This window comes from Nocardioides sp. BGA-UO-ETr-FS32 (assembly GCF_059567905.1).
The window spans coordinates 238,268-255,146 of record NZ_JCAQOX010000017.1; the positions used below are offsets into that span (position 1 = coordinate 238,268).

Here is a 16,879-nt window from a genome sequence, read left to right on the forward strand (position 1 = left end):
AGCCCCGACCGGGCTCGGATCGGGCCGTGCCCGGCCGGGACTACGTCGTGGCGTGGACCCGCAACAGGGTCAACGCACGCTTACTCGGCTGCGGCCGCCTCGGCGATCTCGGTGTTGACCGCCTTCTCCAGCACCTCGTCACCCAGGTCCGTGCCACCGATCGTGTTCTGGAACTCAAGCGCGTTGCGGGCCGCTTCCTCGTCGATCACGGGCGTGTCGAACCACGACGGCAGGTTCGAGTTGAAGGCCGCGTCGTAGGTCTCCTGGTCGACCTCCACGCCCATGGACTCCTGGACGAGCGCTGCTGCCGCCTCGGGGTCCTTCTGGATGTCGGCCTGGGCCTTGGCGAGCGCGGTCGTGAAGCACTGGACGACGTTGGCCTTGGACTGCAGCGTCCGGTCAGAGGCCAGGGCGACGATGTAGAGGTTGTTGGCGAGCGGCTCGTACTCGTGGGCCGCCATGTTGAACAGGTACTGGCCGTCACCACGCTGGATGCCCACGTCGGACTGGGGGGACGAGATGGCGATGGCGTCGAACCGGTCGCTCGCGAATCCGGCCACGCTGTTGGTGCTGCTGCCGCTCGCCGTAATCCTCATGTCCTCGTCGGGGTCGAGTCCGGCCGTCTTCGCGAGGTAGCGCACGAGGAGGTCGCTGCCGCTTCCTGCACCCGTGACGCCGATGCGAAGCCCCTCGAGTGCCGCCAGCTTCTCCTCGTCGCTCGAGTCGGGGGTGATGCCCTTCTCCTCGGCGATCGACTTCTTGATCACCACGTTGGTGGCCATCCCGGTCACCTGGGCGAACGCCGAGACAGGCGCACCCTCACCCTTGGCCGTGGCGACCTCGGCGAAGGTGGACAGCGCCAGGTCCACGGTGTTGCTCACGGCTCCGGCGATGATGCCCGCTCCCGTGCTCAGGTCGATGGTCTCAACGTCGAGCCCTTCGTCCTCGAGGTAGCCCGCCTCCTGTGCGACGTAGTAAGGCAGGTAGACGAAGCTCGCCGAGGCCGACGCGATCTTGACCTTCTCGTTGTCGCAGCCGGCCGCGGCGTCGCTCGATCCGCCTGCCGAGTCGGCGCCGCAAGCGCTGAGACCCAGTGCCGCGACAAGTCCGACAGCGGCCATTCCGGCTGTGAGTGAACGACTCGAGTTCATGGGAGTTCCCTTCGATTTTGGGCGCGCTCAGCGGCCCGGGGGTTGGGGGGAGGGGTGAGAGGAGCGGCGCGGGGGACGAACCCGCAGGACATGTCAGGTGCGGCGGCCGGTGAACTTCTCGGACCAGTCGACGAAGATGTTGAGGACCGTGCCGATGATCATCAGGATGAAGAGCGCGGCGAACGTGGCGGCGGTGTTGAAGGTGCCGGCAGCGTGCGATAGGAGGTACCCCAAGCCCTGGTTGGAAGCCACGATCTCGCCGACGACCGCGCCGATCAGCGCGTACGGGACAGCGAGCCTCAAGCCTGTGTAGATCCAGGTTGCCGAGCTCGGCAGGACCACCTTGAGCAGCAGATCGGAACGCTTGCCACCCATCACCTTCACGACGTCGACGAGGTCAGGGTCGACCGAGCGAACGCCCGCGTAGGTGTTGTAGAAGACGAGGAAGAAGCAGATGACCGCCGTCAGGACGACCTTTGAGGTGAGGTCGACCCCGAACCAGAGGATGAAGAGCGGGGCGAGCGCGACCTTCGGCAGCGAGTAGATCGCCGTCACCAGCGGGTCGATCAGCCTGGACAGCCACACCACGCGTCCGAGGATGAAGCCGAAGACGATGCCGGTCAGCGCACCGAAGAAGAGGCCCAGAGCCATCTCGATCAGAGTGACCCTGGCGTGGGTCCAGATGTATCCCGTGGAGATCCACTCGCCCCACAGCACGTCCCAGATGGCGGTCGGCTTGGAGATCCAGAACTCGTCGACCATTCGGCCGGACACGAACTGCCAGACACCGAGGATCGCCGCAACGATCGCGATCCTGCCCAGCTGGACCGCGGCGAACTGCGCCCACTTGTGCCATCCGGCGGGGGGTTCGTCGCGCCAGGTCGTTTCGGCGTGGCGCGCCGTCTCGGCGGCCGCGTGACGAGGCGCGGCGGACGCGTCGATCTCGTCGACGACGACGTGAGCGGTGTTCTTCATACCTCATCACCTTCGTTCAGGTCCTCGGAAAGCACGTTCCACAGGTGCTCGTTCAGCTCGTTGTAGCGAGGCTCGAAGCGGAGCTTGGACAGGTTGCGGGGGCGGGGTAGGTCGATGGGGACATCGAGCTTGACGCGCGACGGCCGCGCGGATAGCACGACCACGCGGTCACCGAGCGCTACTGCCTCGGAGATGTCGTGCGTGATGAAGACGACAGTGCGCTTCTCTGCACTCCAGATGCGCAGGAGCTCCTGCTGCATGATCCCGCGGAGCTGGGCGTCCAGGGCACCGAACGGCTCGTCGGCGAAGATGACCTCGGGCGCGTAGGACAGCGTCCTCGCGAGGGTGACGCGCTTGCGCATGCCGCCCGACAGCTCGCTGGGGTACGACTTCTCGAACCCGGTCAGGCCGACGAGCTCGATCATCTCGGTCACACGACGCTCCCGTTGCGACTTGGCCATTCCCCTGACCTGCAGGGGCAGGTCGATGTTTCCCCGCACGGTTCGCCACGGCATCAGGTTGTCCTTCTGCGTGATGTAGCCGACCTTCGTGTTGGGCTCGGGGACCGGGACACCGTCGTAGAGCACCTCGCCCGCAGACGGCCGCATCAGGCCGGCGGACATGTTCAGGAGCGTGGACTTGCCGCAGCCGCTCGGACCGACCACGCAGACGAACTCGCCCTCGCGGATCGACAGGTCGAGGCCCTGCATGACCGTCACCGACTGCTTGTTGGTGTGGAAGCGCTTGCCGAGGCCCCTGAACTCGATCTTCGGCTGCGCCGTGGTCGGCTGTGCGCCTGGCATGGCTACCACTGCGTTTGCGTTCGCCATCGTGCGATCCCTGCCTTGTAGGTGTCCCGACGACCGTGATGGCTCGTCGGGGGCGGACGTTCCTGCGGGTCGGTGGCCGACGATGACGCCGGTCACATCTCCACTGAGACGAGACTGACATCACGATGAATGTAAGTCAATAGCCAGTTCTGTCAGTTTCAGCAGTTGGGCACGTACAAGTACAAGAGGGGCCGCCCCACGGGCGGCCCCTCCTCAAGCTCACAAACCGGGCACGCGGTCGCACCCGGCCGACCTACTCGGCGACGTGGTTGCGCAGGTGCCCGCGCAGATAGGTGAGGTGCTCGGTGATGGCTTCCTCCGCAGCGACAGCGTCCTGCTCGGCGATCGCCTTCACGATGCGCTGGTGCTGACCGAAGGTTTCGCGACCGACCTGCGGCGACAGGTCGAGGTACCCCACGGGCTCGGACTCCCGGTGCAGTGCGTACACGAGTGCCGCAAGCACCCGGTTGCCCGACATCCTGGCGATGCTGATGTGGAACTGGGCATCCAGCTCGGCGATCATCGGGTCCTCGACCGTGCGGCTCTTCTGCTCCTTGAGGATCTGCTCCAGATCCGCGACGTCGTCATCCGTGCGGTACTTGGCGGCAAGGATCGCGGCCGGGACCTCCAGGTGCTGGCGGACGATGGCCACCTCGTCGAAGCTCACGCTGCCGAGCCGGAGGAGGTTGTGCATCGACTCCTGGACCACCTGGCCGAGAGCGGTGTGGTCCACCGCCTGGACGAAGCTGCCGCCACCCGCGCCGGGGACCTTGCGGATCAGGCCTTGCGACTCGAGAGCGGACAGCGCCTCGCGGATCGTGGGGCGTGAGACGCTGAACTGTCGGGCCAGCTCGGTCTCGGGAGGAAGGCGATCCCCCGTGCGGAGCTGACCGTCCAGCACCGCCTTGCGGAGCGCCTCCTCTACCTGCTGACGCGGGCGGAGAACCTTCTGGCCCAAGATCTGAGGCTCGCTGCGACCCAGCGATGCTCGACCGGGTTCGCTCATGTTTCCTCCACGTGCTCGGCTGACGGAATGCTCTTGGTCAGACAGTTTACAGTCCGGTTGGTGTCGACCGCACCTTTTCGCCCGCCCGTGCATGTCAAGACCACGCCAATGCGGCCCCCAGTCCGCTGGTCACGCCTCGGTCGGCGTGCGCGACACCATGTAGGCGCACACGAGCAGGAGTGCAGCCGGCCACCAGAAGGCGACGCCCAGGCCGAGCGAGGAGGCCAGCGCACCAGCGGCGATGGGCACGAGCACCAGTCCGAGGCGGTTGCCGCTCAACCGGATCCCGACGGCCGTGGCGCGAAGGGACGGCGGGGTCTGACCGGCTACCCACGCCATGCTCGCGGGTTGACCCATCCCGAGGCCGAGACCTGCCAGCACCATCGACAGGAACAACCCGGGAAGCGGGTGGGGCGCCAGCACCCACAGCGGGATCAGCGAGACGCTGGTCGCCGCCAGCGCCATGGTCGCGATCAGCAGGCGTCGACGCGTGAACCGCACGATCAGCCGCAGCATCCACAGCCGTACCACCATGGCCGCAGCCCCCTCGGTCGCGAGCAGGAGCCCGATCATGCGTGGCGAGATGCCGTGCTCCTCGCCGAGCACCGGCATGTAGGCGCCCAGCAGGTCGACGCACGTGAGGACGGTGACGCTCGCGAGCATCGCCGTCGGGACGGCCGGCAGCCGCATCACGGCGCCAAAGGCACCGTGGGCCGGTGGCGGGTCGGACGCAACTCGGCGGCCGAGCGCCCCGGGCCACAGCTTGAGGCTCGCGGCCGTCAGGGTGGCCCCGATCCCCATCGAGATTGCGATGGCGAGGACGAGACCCTCCCCGGGGACGTGCACGGAGCCCTCGGAGCTGGCGAGCGCGTCGCCCACGAGGAAGCCCGTGGCCGCGGGGCCCATGATCTGGGCCACCGCGTTGAGGCTGGTCAGCGTCGCGAAGCGCGTCTCACGCAGCTCGGAGGTGGCCCCCTTCGCGATCAGGGTCTGCGTGGAGGCCACCATGGCCAGGTGTCCCAGTCCCAGGCCGGCACTGCACACCCCTAGCACCACCAGGTTGGATGGCGCCAGCAGGGCCAGGAGCGTCGCGGCGACGAGCGCACTCCCCGCGACGAGGAAGCCCACCTCGCCGTGCCGGTCGATGGCCTTGCCCAGTGGGATCGCGGCGAAGAGCGCGAGGACGGAGAAGGCGGAGGCGACGAGCCCGACCTGGAGCGGACCCGCTCCTGCCGAGAGGGTCTGGTAGGTGATCAGCGGGCGCACGGAGGAGCTGATGAACTGGGCGCAGACGGCGACCACCATGAGCCGCACGGTCCATGGGCCGACCCATCGCGCGAACCACTCCGCCGCACCGCCGTCAGCGGGGACGTCAGATGCGGCCACGGTGTCAGCGCCCGACGACGTCGATGAAGGCGTTGATCAACCAGGTGGTCGGCAGCGGTTGGTCGAGGACCATGTGGTGGGTGGCGCCAGAACCCCACAGCATGCGGCCCTGCGGACCGAGGGAGCTGGTGATGACCTCGGCCATCTCGTCGTCGATGAACCCGTGCTCGGCGCGCAGCCACCAGGTGGGGACTTGGGCCGGGTGCAGGTAGTCCGCAGGAGCCTGCGGGCGGTCGTAGATGCGAGGGTCGTACTTGAGGCGCCAGCGCTCACCGTCCGGGCGGACGGAGTGCGCCGCTACGTGGCGTACGACGTCGGCGGGCGCGTCGACGACGGGTGGCGAGGTGCGGAACTCCTTGAGCGCCGCCTCGAACGAGTCGTACGAGCGGACCGGGCGCGACGCGATCTTGCGACGCCGTTCGGCGTTGCCCGGGTTGTCTCGCGCGAGCGGGCTGTCCAGCGCCAGGATGCCTGAGAAAAGCCCCGGGTGCCGCTGAGCGGCGCCGGTCGCGATGAGGCCACCCATGCTGTGGCCCACCGCGAGGGGCGCGGGACCGCACAGGGCGGACGTCGTCTCGGCCAGCTCGTCCGCCCATTCGTCCAGCCCGTACACCGCGCGGTGGTCGCTGTCGCCGTGCCCCGTCAGGTCGGGGGCGACCACCCTCCCGGCTCCGCGAAGCGCGGGCACCACGTGGTCCCACCAGTGCTTGCCGGATGCGCCCCCGTGCACCAGCACGAGCTCCGGTCCGGCGCGGCCCGTCTCCCAGACCTTCACCGACACCTGCGCGCCGGTCGACCGCACGCGCAGGGTGCCGTGCTCGGGGCGCACACCCATGTCGAGGTCGATCACTCCGGACGGCACTTGACCAGGAGCGGCATGACGCCCTCCTGGACCACCTCGCCACGCTGGTTCATCAGCTGGTACCGGCGGCGGAGCACGCCCCGCTTGCCGTCGCTAGTCAGCTTCTTGTCCTCGATGAGCACCTTGACGTGGATGGTGTCGCCGTCGAACACGGGTCCCTTGAAGCGCCACTCCTCGATGCCCAGCAGGGCGATCGTGCAGGACTCGAAGACGCCGAGGCGGGTGATCAGCCCGGTCAGGATGCTCATGCCGAGCACTCCGTGGGCGATGCGCTGGCCGAACTGGCTGGCCTCGGAGAACACGGCATCGGTGTGGATCGGGTTGTAGTCACCCGACAACCCGGCGAACGTCGAGATCTCGGCCAGGCCGACGGTGCGGCTTGGCGTGGTGAAGACGTCGCCGACCTCGAAGTCCTCGAACCAGAACGACGGCTTGACTGCGTTGCCCATCACTCACCTTCCCGTGCGGCCGTCGTGACGAACGAGCGGCTCTTGATCATCCGTGTCGAGGTGTAGGTGACGACGACGTCACCCTTCTGGTTGCGCACTAGGTTCTCGGTTGTGACGACGCCCCGGTCCCCCTTGGAGGTGAGGCGCTTGGAGACGACGTTGATCTCGGTGACGATCGTGTCGCCGGAGTAGACCGGCGCCTTCCAAGTCGGGGTCAGCTCCATCAGCGCCAGGCCGGTGCCGCGGGTGACCCCGGCCGAGAGCACGAGGCCCTCGGCCAGGGACAGCGTGAGCATGCCGGGAGCGATGCGGCCCCCGTAGTGCTCGGGACGACTGACGTACTCGAGGTCGGTGAAGGTCGGCGTGGTGAAGCCGCACAGCTGCACGAAGGCCGAGATGTCGTAGTCCGTCACCGTCCGGCGCGGCGTCAGCAACTGCTGACCTTCCTGGTAGTCCTCGAAGAAGAGGGGTTCCATGCCGGCCTCAGTAGGACTTCGGCATGCCCAGCACCTTGTGGCTGAGGTAGCTGAGGACCATGTTGGGCGAGATGGGCGCCACCTTGAACACTCGGTTCTCCCGGAACTTGCGCTCGATGTCGTACTCGCGCGCCAGGCCGAACCCACCGTGGGTCTGCATGCAGGTGTCCGCCAGGTCCCAGGCCGCCTCGGAGGCGAGGTACTTCGCCATGTTGGCCAGGCCGGGCGCGTTGTCCGCGCCCTCGTCGTACGCCTTGCACGCCTGCCACCGCAGCGCGTCGGCTGCCTGGAGGTGCGCATAGCCCTTTGCGATGGGGTGCTGGATGCCCTGGTTGGCGCCGATCGGCTTGCCGAAGAGGACGCGCTCGTTGGCGTACTTGACGGCCCGGTCCACGAACCAGCGGCCGTCGCCGATGTTCTCGGCGGCGATGACGAGCCGCTCGGCGTTGAGGCCGTCGAAGAGGTACCTGAAGCCCTTGCCCTCCTCGCCGATCAGCGAATCACCCGGGACGCGCAGGTTGTCGATGAACAGCTCGTACGTGTGGTGGTTGAACATGAGCGGGATCTTCTTCATCGCGAGCCTCGCCGGGTCGACGTCGCGGATGTCGATGAGGAAGCACGAGATGCCCAGGCCCGGCTTCGCCGGATCGGGCGACTCGCTCGTGCGGGCCATGATCACCATGAGGTCGGTGTAGGCCGCGCGCGAGATCCAGACCTTCTGGCCGTTGAAGACCCAGTCGTCACCGTCGCGCACCGCGTTGGTGGTGATCTTGGCGGTCTCGGAACCGGCGTTCGGCTCGGTCAGTGCAAAGGTAGTCAGGCGTACCTCGCCGCTGGTGATCTGCGGCAGCCATTTCTTCTTGAGCGCATCGGAACCGTGGTTGACGACGATGCCCATGGCGAACATCGCGGCGTGGATCGCGGCGCCGGCGCCGCCTGAGTAGTTGATCTGCTCCGTGATGACCGACGCCTCGGTGACGCCGAGGCCCCAGCCGCCGTACTCCTCAGGGATCATCACCGAGTGCAGGCCGGCCTCCTCGGCGGCCTTGGCAAACTCCTCGGGGAACGCCTCCCTCTCGTCCACGTCACGGTAGTACTCGTCACCGAAGCGATCGGTGACGGCCTTGGTTGCCTGGAGGACGTCGTCAAGCGTGGCGCGTCCGCTGTCCGTGTCGGTGGAGGCCGGCGGTGTGGTGCTCATCGGGATGCTCATGCGATTTCACCTCTCGGGTGTGGGTCGCGACCGCACTTCGGTGCGGCCGATGGTCATGCGTGGGTGGAGACGCCCTCGCGGGCGGGGGCGGGGCCGAAGGCCCCCGAGCTGGAGAGCTCGTCGATGGCGTCGGCCGTCAGCCCGAGGTCGGCGAGGACCGAGTCGCGGTGCTCGCCCAGCCGCGGCACGCGAGCCGGGGTGGTCAGGCCGAAGCCCGTCGGGTCGTCGGGCTGGCGAAGGGTGCCGCCGATCGCGTCGTCGACCTCAATGAAGGTCCCGCGTGCCGCGAAGTGCTCGGACTCGAGCACCTCGGCCATGGTCAGCACGGGTGCGACCGGCACGTCCACGGCCATCAGCGCGTCGATGACCTCGTCGCGAGTCAGCCCCGTGCTCCAGTCCTCCAGGAGCGCCTCGACCTCGTGCTGACGGCTGGCTCGCTCGAGGTACGTCGCGTAGCGGGGGTCCTCCCCCAGGTCCGGGCGCCCCATCGCGACGCAGACGCGCGCCCAGAAGTCGTCGCGGTTGACACCGATGTTGTAGTGGCCGTCCGAAGCCGCGAACGTGCCGTACGGGACGCCGTGGAAATCGTTGGAGCCGGCCACCTTGGCGAGGCTGGCGTCGGATGCCTGGACCCGGGCCAGGGCCACGGTGGCCAGGGGCAGCGTCGACTCGGTCAACGACAGGTCGATCAGGCGCCCGTGACCGGTCTGCTCCCGCTCGCGCAGGCCCAGCAGCACCGACGCGTGGGCCGTCATGCCGGTGAGGATGTCGCCCAGTGCGAAGCCGCACCAGGTGGGACGACCCTCCCGGTCGCGGGTCAGGCCGGTGGTGCCGGAAATCGCCTCCGCGACCATGGCCAGCCCGGCCCGGTTGACGTCGGGTCCGGAGTTGGCGAGGCCGAAGCCGCTCATGCTGACCACGACCATCTCGGGGTAGCGCTCGCGCAGCTGCTCGGGATGGATGCCGAGGCGTCCGAGCGCAGCCCCTCGCATGTTGGTCAGGAAGACGTCGGCATCGGCAAGGAGCTGATGCAGCAGCTCGATGCCCGCCTCGTTCTTCAGGTCGACGGCAATGCTGCGCTTGCGTCGGTTGAGGGACGCGAAGTAGCCCGACATCTGACCCTGCTCGGTTCGGCGGATGGGCTCGCGGCCGCGGGTGAGCTCGCCCCCGGGCGGCTCCACCTTCACCACGTCGGCGCCTTCGTCGGCCAGCAGCATGCCGACGTACGGCCCCGCGATCAGGTGGCACAGCTCGACCACCTTGACCCCGGCAAGGACGCCGGTGCTGAACTGCTGCTCGGTCATCGCGAGCTCACTCTCCTTCGGCGGTGCGGCTGAGCACCTTCATCAGACGGGACACAGGGGCGTCGTCGGCGAGTGCGGCGACGGTGTCCCACAGCTCGTCGGCGGTCAGGACGGAGCCGCCGTTGTCCAGGCAATCGGTGGCCTTGGCCTTGAGCTGCTCGAGGCTCATCCGGGCCTCCGGACTGCCCGACACGGTGTCGGTGCGGAACGACTGCTCGGAGCCGTCCGCGAAGGTGACCGTCGCCATCACGGGCGCCATCGCGAGGAAGTCGACCTCGTCGATCGGCTCGACCACGACGCGGTCGGCGGCGAATGAGCCGATCCGCGCGTCGCGGCGCGCGGCCTCGTCGAAGTCGCGGATCAGCACCGCTCCGCGGTGCAGCGCCACGCTGGTGGTGTACGCGACGCAGAACTGCGCGTCGACCAGGTTGGCAGTGGCCGGGTCGTAGGGACGCCCGACCATGTTGAAGGCCTGCTGCGAGGTGCGGAAGAGGACCTTCGCGACGTCCTCGGGACGCACGCCCGCCTCCCGCATCTCCAGCGCCAGGTCAATCGGTGCGTGCGTGAAGCGGCACGCCGGGTAGGGCTTGAGGCTGAGGTCGGTGAGGTAGCCGGCGGTGACCGCGTCGGCGAGCAGCACGTCGCGGTCCAGCACGCCGTCCTGGTAGAGCGCGACGAAACCACCCCGCTGGCCGTCGAAGACTTTGCGGGTCCCGTCGATCCCGGCTGCGACCAGGGCGGCCCCGAACAGCACGTCCTTGGCGACGACCGCAGGCTGGAACCGCTTGAACAGCGTCCCGTCGACGATCGACTGCAGGCTCCCGGAGGTCTGTCCCAGCTGGTGCCCAAGCAGGCTCAGGGTGGTGGACGCGTCCCAGCGACGCAGGTGGGCGACTGCTAGGGCGGCTCCGAAGCCGCCGCTGATCACGCTGTAGTTCCACCCACGGCTGCCCTTGGGGCCGCCGGCGCGGCCCACACGCATCGCGCCGTCGAGACCCACGGCAAGGGCGGTGAGGAAGTCCCGGCCGGAGCAGTCGGGCCGGTTCTCCTCGAGATCGGCCAACAGGGCCGGGAGCACCACGCTCGCGGCGTGCAGCGGGACCTGGTCGTCGGTGTCGTCGTAGTCAAGCGCGTGCAGGGCTCCGCCGTTCGCCACCGCGGCGAACGGACCGGGTGCGGTCGCCGAGGTGCCCCAGACGGTCACCTCGCCCGGCCCCCAGGCCGTGAAGGCCTTGCGGGCCTCGGGGACGCCGGCCGCGTTTACCCCGCCCAGCGCGCACGCGAGGGTGTCGAAGAGGACCTCGATGGCCGCGTCGACCGTCTCGGCGGCTAGGTCGTCGTAGCGGACGGCCACCGCCTTCTCGGCCAGCAGGGCAGCCGCGTCGGGTTGGAGCGCCGCCATCTCAGGACTCCTGCTCGTCGATCACGAAGTCGAAGAGCGGGACGGGCTGGGTCTCGCGGACCACCATCCTGACCCGGAGGTCGGGGCGCAGGTCGTCCCACGTGGCCAGCACGCGGCTCAGGCAGCGGACTCCTTCGTCGAGGTCGACCAGGCAGAGCACGTATGGCGCCTCGTCCGCGAAGGTCGCCGGTGCCGCCGAGACCTCGGTGTAGCTGTAGAGGGTGCCGGTGCCGGCCAGGTCCACCCACTCGACCTCGCGGTTCCAGCACCCCGGGCAGATCGGCTTCGGCGGGAAGGTCGCGTGCGAGCACGCGGTGCACCGCGTGGTGCTGAGGACGCCCTCGGCCAGTCGGTCCCAGAACGGCTTGGTGAACTCGGTGACCCGCGGCGGATACGCGAGGACGTGCTCCTCGCTGGTCGACGTGTCAGACATCTCCACTCACTCCTGCCGCGGCGAGGATGTGCATCATCGTCGCGTTGTAGTCGCCGAGCTCGCCGGTAACGGCACCGACCCGAGCGTTCTGGACCTGCCGCTCCCCTGCCTCGCCGCGCAGCTGCTGGACCGCCTCGAAGACGTTGTAGAGCGGGGTGACGTGCGGCGGGTGCCCGCGGCTGCCGCAGCCACCGGACGGCGAAATCGGGAGCTGGCCGCCGATGGTGGTCTCGCCGGCCGCCGCGGCCTTGCCGCCAGTGCCGCGCGGGAACGCACCGATCGACTCACTCAGGATCAGCTCAACGATCGAGCAGGGGGCGTAGATCTCCGCGAAGTCGAGGTTGTCGACCGTGATTCCGGCTCCCTCATACGCCTTGCCTGAGGCGATCTCGGCCGACTCGAACCAGGTGAGGTCGCGCGGGCGGCTGGAGACCTGGTGGATGCCCTCGTGGTGGAAGCCGCGGGAGACGACGTCCACGTAACGGCCGCCGAGCTCCCGGGCGACCTCGGGCGCGGCGATCACGATCGCGACGGCGCCATCGGAGCGGGGCGGGACGTCGAGCAGGCCGAGCGGCTTGACGATGTCGCGGGCGTTCATGACGTCCTCGACGGTGATCGGCTTGCGCATCTGCGCCACCGGGTTCATCGAGGCGTGGAACCGGTTCTTGACCGGGATGCTGGCCAGCTCCTCACGCGTCAGGCCGTACTTGTGCATGTAGCGGACCGCGTTGAAGGCGTACCAGGCGATGGGGGTGACGCCGTAGGGGACGTGGAAGTCCACGTCGCCGACCGCGCGCATCGACCAGGTCATGTGCTCCCCGGTGGGCACGTGGAGCTCCTTGTTGACGCCGAGCGCCACGGCGACCTTGGCCTTGCCCGAGGTGACGCGCTCGAGGGCGACGTCGAAAGCGATCGAGCCTGTCAGGCCGTTGCCGAGGACCTCCATCAGGATGTCTCCCACCTCCATCTCGAGGTAACCGGCCATGAAGGTGCCGAAGTATCGTTGCTCGGCATAGGGGCGCGGGGTGGAGAAGATGAGCGCGTCGATGTCCTGCTTGCTCAGGCCGGCGTCGGCGACCGCGGCCACCAATGCCTCCAGCATCATCTCGTGCTCGAGCTTGTCGAGGTGCTTGCCCACCGGCAGTGCACCGATTCCGACGACGGACGCCATTGGTTCCATGATGTGCGGCCCACCTGCCCTTCGCGATCACCGGGTTCTAAAGACTGACATTTCGTATGTCAGACATATGACTGCATTTCCATCGAGATGTCAAGGGCCTTATCGAGTCCTGAACGCGCGGAACAGCGCCGCCGCGCGGTCCAGGGACTCGAGCCCGTCCATCGCCCAGAGCAGGTCCGCCAGCTCGTCCGCCTGGGGGCGGTCGAGCGCTCGTGCCGCGAGTTCGGTGAATTTCGCCGACACCTCTCCGTCGGTCATCGGGTTGTCGTGGTGCCCCCGCGGGAGGTCCGCAGCCAGCACGATCTCGCGGCCGCCCACGAGCCGCACGACCATCTCGGTCGGACAACTGTCCCGCGTCGCCCGAGCTGTCAGGTCTCCGCGCTCGGCCACGGTCGTACGATCCATCAACCCCAGCAACGCGGGGTCCCGCAGACGCGCGGGGGTGAACGCCTCGTCGGCGAGCTCGCCGTCGAGTAGCGCTGCCGCCATGAGGTACGGCATCGAGTGGTCGGCCGTCTCACGGGTCGGCGGCCGCCACTTCTCCGCCGCGTCGCCACGACCTCCGCCGATGACTCGATACGCGTTGGCGCAGGTGTGAACGGCGATCGATTCGATCACCTCGACCGGGGCCTGCTCGCGCAGGGCGAGGACGAGATCGACCGGCACCTGGCCCCAGTAGCACGCAGGATGACGCTTGAGGCTCGCCCGCTCGATCGCGCTCGGATCCGCCGGACTGACGTCGAGCGCGAACGAGGGCCAGACCCGCTCCAGGAACCCGTCCTTGCCCTCGAAGGGTTCCGGCGGGCCGGTCATGCCGGCGGCAGCCAGGCGTACGGCCAAGGTGGCCGACGCGGCCGCGTGGCCGGTCGCCGCGGCCTTCCACTGCGAGAGCGACCCGAACCGGGTCGCCTTGACGGGAACCGAGGGGACCATCGCCAGGGACAAGGAGTGCGCTGTGCGCTCCCGGTCGAGGCCGAGGATGGTCGCCTGCCCGGCGGCGATGCCCGCCGAGCAGTAGATCCCCTGGTCCCACCCGAGGTCGGCCGGTACCGCCTCGGCGAGGCGGGTGGCCACCTCGTAGGCGACGTGGATGCCCCGGACGGCCGCGGCCCCCGTGGCATCGGTCGCCTCGGTCATGGCGAGGAGCGCCGGGATCATGTCGCTGGGGTGCCCGGAGACCCCGAAGTCGTTGAAGTCGAGGTAGCGGTTGGCGGTGGCGTTGGCCAGACCCGCGTGGTCGACCAGCACCCGGTCTGGCTCCCCGTAGACGGACGCCGTCAGCACTCCCCCACTTCCGCGGACGACGGCCCGCGTCGTCCGGGCCGGCTCGGAGGCGAAGCCGCCCGCGCCGCAGCCGACCGTGTCAAGCACGTGGCGTGCGACGCGAGCCGTGACGCTGGCAGCGGGCGGGTCCGCGGATCGCTCGACCAGGTCGACGAGCGAGGAGAGCACCGAGTCCATGCGCGGCGCCTAGCCGAGGAGTCGGACGAGGTCGGCGACCGCGTCCGCCTGGTCGAGACCGTCGACCCTCTCGACGACCGCCGCGACGACCGCGTCGTCGTATGGCCGGACGGCATGTGCCGCGCAGTCGGCGAACTTGGCGACCAGCTGGTCCCAGTCGAGCGGGTTCTTCGACGCCCCGGGGGTCTCGTCGTGGCTGGCCTCGGCGTGCCGGGTCTCGCCGGACCTGAGCGTGATCCGGACGGCACCCGCGGGCAGCTCGGTGCCCCAGTTGAACCGGGGGTCGTCGACGAACTCCACCTTGCGTGCCACCGCGTGCACGGCGGGGTCGGTGCGCCGCTCCTCGGAGAAGTCACCGACTCCGATCGTTCCGTTCACGAGGGCGACGGCCACGGTGTAGGGGAGGCTGAACTTGCCGTCGTTGGACGTCGGCGGCTGCTGGCGGAACGCGGCCGGCTCGCTCAGCTGGCGGGCGAAGTCGCCACCGAAGACCTCGATCCTCTCGATCTCGTCCGTGCGCCGGTCGCCATCCATGAGGCGCAGCGCGGTGTCGACGTACGGGTGGGTGACCCCGCAGGAGGGCCACATCTTGTAGAGGATGGTCTCGCCCTGGAAGTGCTCACCGAGGCCGTCGAGCATCGCATCACGGTCCCACTCGCCGAAGTAGACGGGCAGGAAGCCAGCCCGGCCCTCGAGCGGTTCGGCGGTGGCCCTGATTCCCTTCTGCGCCAGCTGCGCGGAGACCACGCCGGCCTTGGCGGCGACGCCGCCGTACATCGCACGCAGGTCACCCCCGGTGCCGTAGGCCGTCTGCATCGTCGAGGCCGACTGGGTGCAGGCGATCCCGATCGCGTGCGCAATCTGCTCGGCGTCCAGCCCGATGAGCCTGGCGCTGGCCGCGGCGGAGGCGAGCGTGCCGACCACGGGCGTCATGAACCAGTCCTGCTTCCAGGCCACGTACTTGCGCAGCCGGGCGAACAGGTCCTGGCCGACGGCGAGAGCAGTGAGGAAGTCGCGGCCGGTCACCTCCGGGTGGCGCTCGGCAAGGGCGAGCAGGGCCGGCAGGACGGTCACGGTCGGGTGGTGGCCCTCTGGCAGGTGGTCGTCGAAGTCAAGGCCGTGGCCCATCGAGCCGTTGACGAAGGCGGCGCTCGGCGCGGGGAGGCGTCCGCCGAAGCCGAGCACGGTGCTGTCCTCGCGGCCACCCCACTCGCGGGCGAGCTCGACGATGGCCGGCATCGCGTCCATCAGGCCGCTCGCGCCGAGCGTCACCCCGAGGCTGTCGAGCGTGCTGAACTTCGCCGCCCTGACCGCCTCGTGCGGCAGGGAGTCGTACGTCGTGCTCGCGGCGTGGCGACCGAAGACGGTGGCAAGGTCCGGCTGGTTCATCGCGCCGTCACCGAACCGTCTCGAAGACCGCGGCGATGCCCTGGCCGCCCCCGATGCAGATGGTCTCGAGGAAGTAGTCGACGTCGCGCCGCACGGCCTCCCGGGCGCCCGTCGCCAGCAGCCGGGCTCCCGTGGCACCGATGGGGTGGCCCAGGGAGATGCCGGAGCCGTTCGGGTTGAGCCTCTCGTCGGTGGCATCGATCCCCCACTCCGCGAGGACGGCCAGGACCTGGACGGCGAACGCCTCGTTGAGCTCGATGAGCCCGATGTCGGCGAGGGTCAGTCCCGCGCGGTCGAGGGCGGCGGCCGTGGCACCCACCGGCCCGATGCCCATCGTCTCGGGCGCCACCCCGGTCACGGCCCAGGAGCGGACCGCGACCAGGGGGCGCAGACCCTGTCGCTCAGCACCGGCGCGGGTCGTCACGACGCACATCGCCGCACCGTCGTTCTGGCCGGAGGCGTTGCCCGGGGTGACCGTCGCGTGCTCGTCGACGCCGATGCGCATCGGCCGCAGCGCGGCCAGCGCCTCCAGCGTGACGTCGGGCCGAGGGTGCTCGTCGCGGTCGACCACCGCTGATTCGCGACCCCGACGGCCCGGGATCGTCACCGGCACGATCTCGTCCTTGAACCGGCCCTCCTCGTGGGCGGCCACTGCGCGCTCGTTGGACCGGAGCGCGAGCGCATCTTGGGCCTCGCGCGGGATCGAGTAGTCACGGCGCAGGTTCTCGGCGGTCTCGATCATCCCGCCGGGAAGGGGGTGGTGCCTGCCGCCCGCCGTCGCCCGGGCCCGGTCGAGCCGGTCAAGCAGCTCGACGCCGCCCTGCTTGATGCCGCCTCGCAGCCCGAGGGAGTAGTGCTCGACGTTGGACATCGATTCGGCGCCACCCGCCACGACGAGCCCCGCAGCGCCGGCAGCGACCTGCCCCGCGGCGTACAACACTGCCTGGAGCCCGGAGCCGCAGCGACGGTCGATCTGCAGCCCGGGAACCTCGACGCCGAGGCCTGCATCCAAGGCGGCGATCCTCCCGATCGCCGGGTTCTCGCCGCTGGCGTAGCCGTTGCCGAGGATCACGTCGTCGACGTCACCGGCCTCCAGCCCCGTCCGGGCGACGAGCTCGGACAGGACGACGGTGGCAAGGTCCGTGGCGCTCAGCGACGCGAGCGACCCGAGGAACCTGCCGACCGGGGTGCGCAGGGGCTCGCAGATGACGACGTCGTGGGCGGAGGTCATGGCGGCTCCTCGGGGTCGATGCCGATCCGGGGCCGGCATGGTGACAGCGCTTCTGTTGTTTGACATTATCACTAATGTTCGGTCGAAGCATTCGACCGGCGCATCCCCCAGCAACCAGACCCGCGACCGAG

The 16,879-nt window shown here is 69.2% G+C and carries 16 protein-coding genes; all 16 read right to left on the reverse strand.

What is annotated here, in order from left to right; translation table 11 throughout:
- Positions 1 to 80: 80 nt before the first annotated feature.
- Entirely contained in the window at positions 81 to 1,121 is a 1,041-nt protein-coding gene (locus AC57BS_RS21350) for an ABC transporter substrate-binding protein (RefSeq protein ID WP_496413463.1), read from the reverse strand.
- A gap of 123 nt (positions 1,122 to 1,244) precedes the next feature.
- Positions 1,245 to 2,126, reverse strand: coding sequence for an ABC transporter permease (locus tag AC57BS_RS21355; RefSeq protein ID WP_496413464.1), 882 nt, complete (start codon positions 2,124 to 2,126; stop codon positions 1,245 to 1,247).
- The gene (locus tag AC57BS_RS21360; RefSeq protein WP_496413465.1) at positions 2,123 to 2,929 is read right to left on the reverse strand and encodes an ABC transporter ATP-binding protein; all 807 of its coding nucleotides are present in this window, start codon (positions 2,927 to 2,929) and stop codon (positions 2,123 to 2,125) included. The genes AC57BS_RS21355 and AC57BS_RS21360 overlap by 4 nt, the downstream gene beginning before the upstream one ends.
- Before the next feature lie 280 nt (positions 2,930 to 3,209).
- Positions 3,210 to 3,914, reverse strand: a complete 705-nt coding sequence (locus AC57BS_RS21365; RefSeq protein ID WP_496413466.1) for a FadR/GntR family transcriptional regulator — start codon at positions 3,912 to 3,914, stop codon at positions 3,210 to 3,212.
- Positions 3,915 to 4,091: 177 nt separating this feature from the next.
- Positions 4,092 to 5,348 (reverse strand): MFS transporter, encoded by a 1,257-nt coding sequence (locus AC57BS_RS21370; RefSeq protein WP_496413467.1) that lies wholly within the window; start codon positions 5,346 to 5,348, stop codon positions 4,092 to 4,094.
- A 4-nt stretch (positions 5,349 to 5,352) separates the two neighbouring features.
- On the reverse strand, positions 5,353 to 6,210 hold the full coding sequence (locus AC57BS_RS21375) for an alpha/beta fold hydrolase (RefSeq protein WP_496413468.1): 858 nt from the start codon (positions 6,208 to 6,210) through the stop codon (positions 5,353 to 5,355).
- Positions 6,195 to 6,659, reverse strand: coding sequence for a MaoC/PaaZ C-terminal domain-containing protein (locus AC57BS_RS21380; RefSeq protein ID WP_496413469.1), 465 nt, complete (start codon positions 6,657 to 6,659; stop codon positions 6,195 to 6,197). The genes AC57BS_RS21375 and AC57BS_RS21380 overlap by 16 nt, the downstream gene beginning before the upstream one ends.
- A complete protein-coding gene (locus AC57BS_RS21385) occupies positions 6,659 to 7,135 on the reverse strand; it encodes a MaoC family dehydratase (RefSeq protein WP_496413470.1) in 477 nt (158 codons plus the stop codon). The genes AC57BS_RS21380 and AC57BS_RS21385 overlap by 1 nt, the downstream gene beginning before the upstream one ends.
- Positions 7,136 to 7,142: 7 nt before the next feature.
- Positions 7,143 to 8,348: an acyl-CoA dehydrogenase family protein gene (locus AC57BS_RS21390; RefSeq protein WP_496413471.1), complete on the reverse strand. Its 1,206-nt coding sequence runs from the start codon at positions 8,346 to 8,348 to the stop codon at positions 7,143 to 7,145.
- Between the two features lie 53 nt (positions 8,349 to 8,401).
- Complete coding sequence (locus AC57BS_RS21395; RefSeq protein ID WP_496413472.1) at positions 8,402 to 9,652, reverse strand: CaiB/BaiF CoA transferase family protein; 1,251 nt, start codon at positions 9,650 to 9,652, stop codon at positions 8,402 to 8,404.
- A 7-nt stretch (positions 9,653 to 9,659) separates the two neighbouring features.
- Positions 9,660 to 11,054, reverse strand: coding sequence for an MmgE/PrpD family protein (locus AC57BS_RS21400; protein ID WP_496413473.1), 1,395 nt, complete (start codon positions 11,052 to 11,054; stop codon positions 9,660 to 9,662).
- A 1-nt stretch (position 11,055) separates the two neighbouring features.
- A complete protein-coding gene (locus AC57BS_RS21405; RefSeq protein WP_496413474.1) occupies positions 11,056 to 11,487 on the reverse strand; it encodes a Zn-ribbon domain-containing OB-fold protein in 432 nt (143 codons plus the stop codon).
- Positions 11,480 to 12,658, reverse strand: coding sequence for a thiolase family protein (locus tag AC57BS_RS21410; RefSeq protein ID WP_496413475.1), 1,179 nt, complete (start codon positions 12,656 to 12,658; stop codon positions 11,480 to 11,482). The genes AC57BS_RS21405 and AC57BS_RS21410 overlap by 8 nt, the downstream gene beginning before the upstream one ends.
- 108 nt (positions 12,659 to 12,766) lie before the next feature.
- Complete coding sequence (locus tag AC57BS_RS21415; RefSeq protein ID WP_496413476.1) at positions 12,767 to 14,128, reverse strand: MmgE/PrpD family protein; 1,362 nt, start codon at positions 14,126 to 14,128, stop codon at positions 12,767 to 12,769.
- Positions 14,129 to 14,137: 9 nt separating this feature from the next.
- A complete protein-coding gene (locus AC57BS_RS21420; protein WP_496413477.1) occupies positions 14,138 to 15,517 on the reverse strand; it encodes an MmgE/PrpD family protein in 1,380 nt (459 codons plus the stop codon).
- A 7-nt stretch (positions 15,518 to 15,524) separates the two neighbouring features.
- On the reverse strand, positions 15,525 to 16,748 hold the full coding sequence (locus AC57BS_RS21425) for an acetyl-CoA C-acetyltransferase (protein WP_496413478.1): 1,224 nt from the start codon (positions 16,746 to 16,748) through the stop codon (positions 15,525 to 15,527).
- Positions 16,749 to 16,879: the final 131 nt, after the last annotated feature.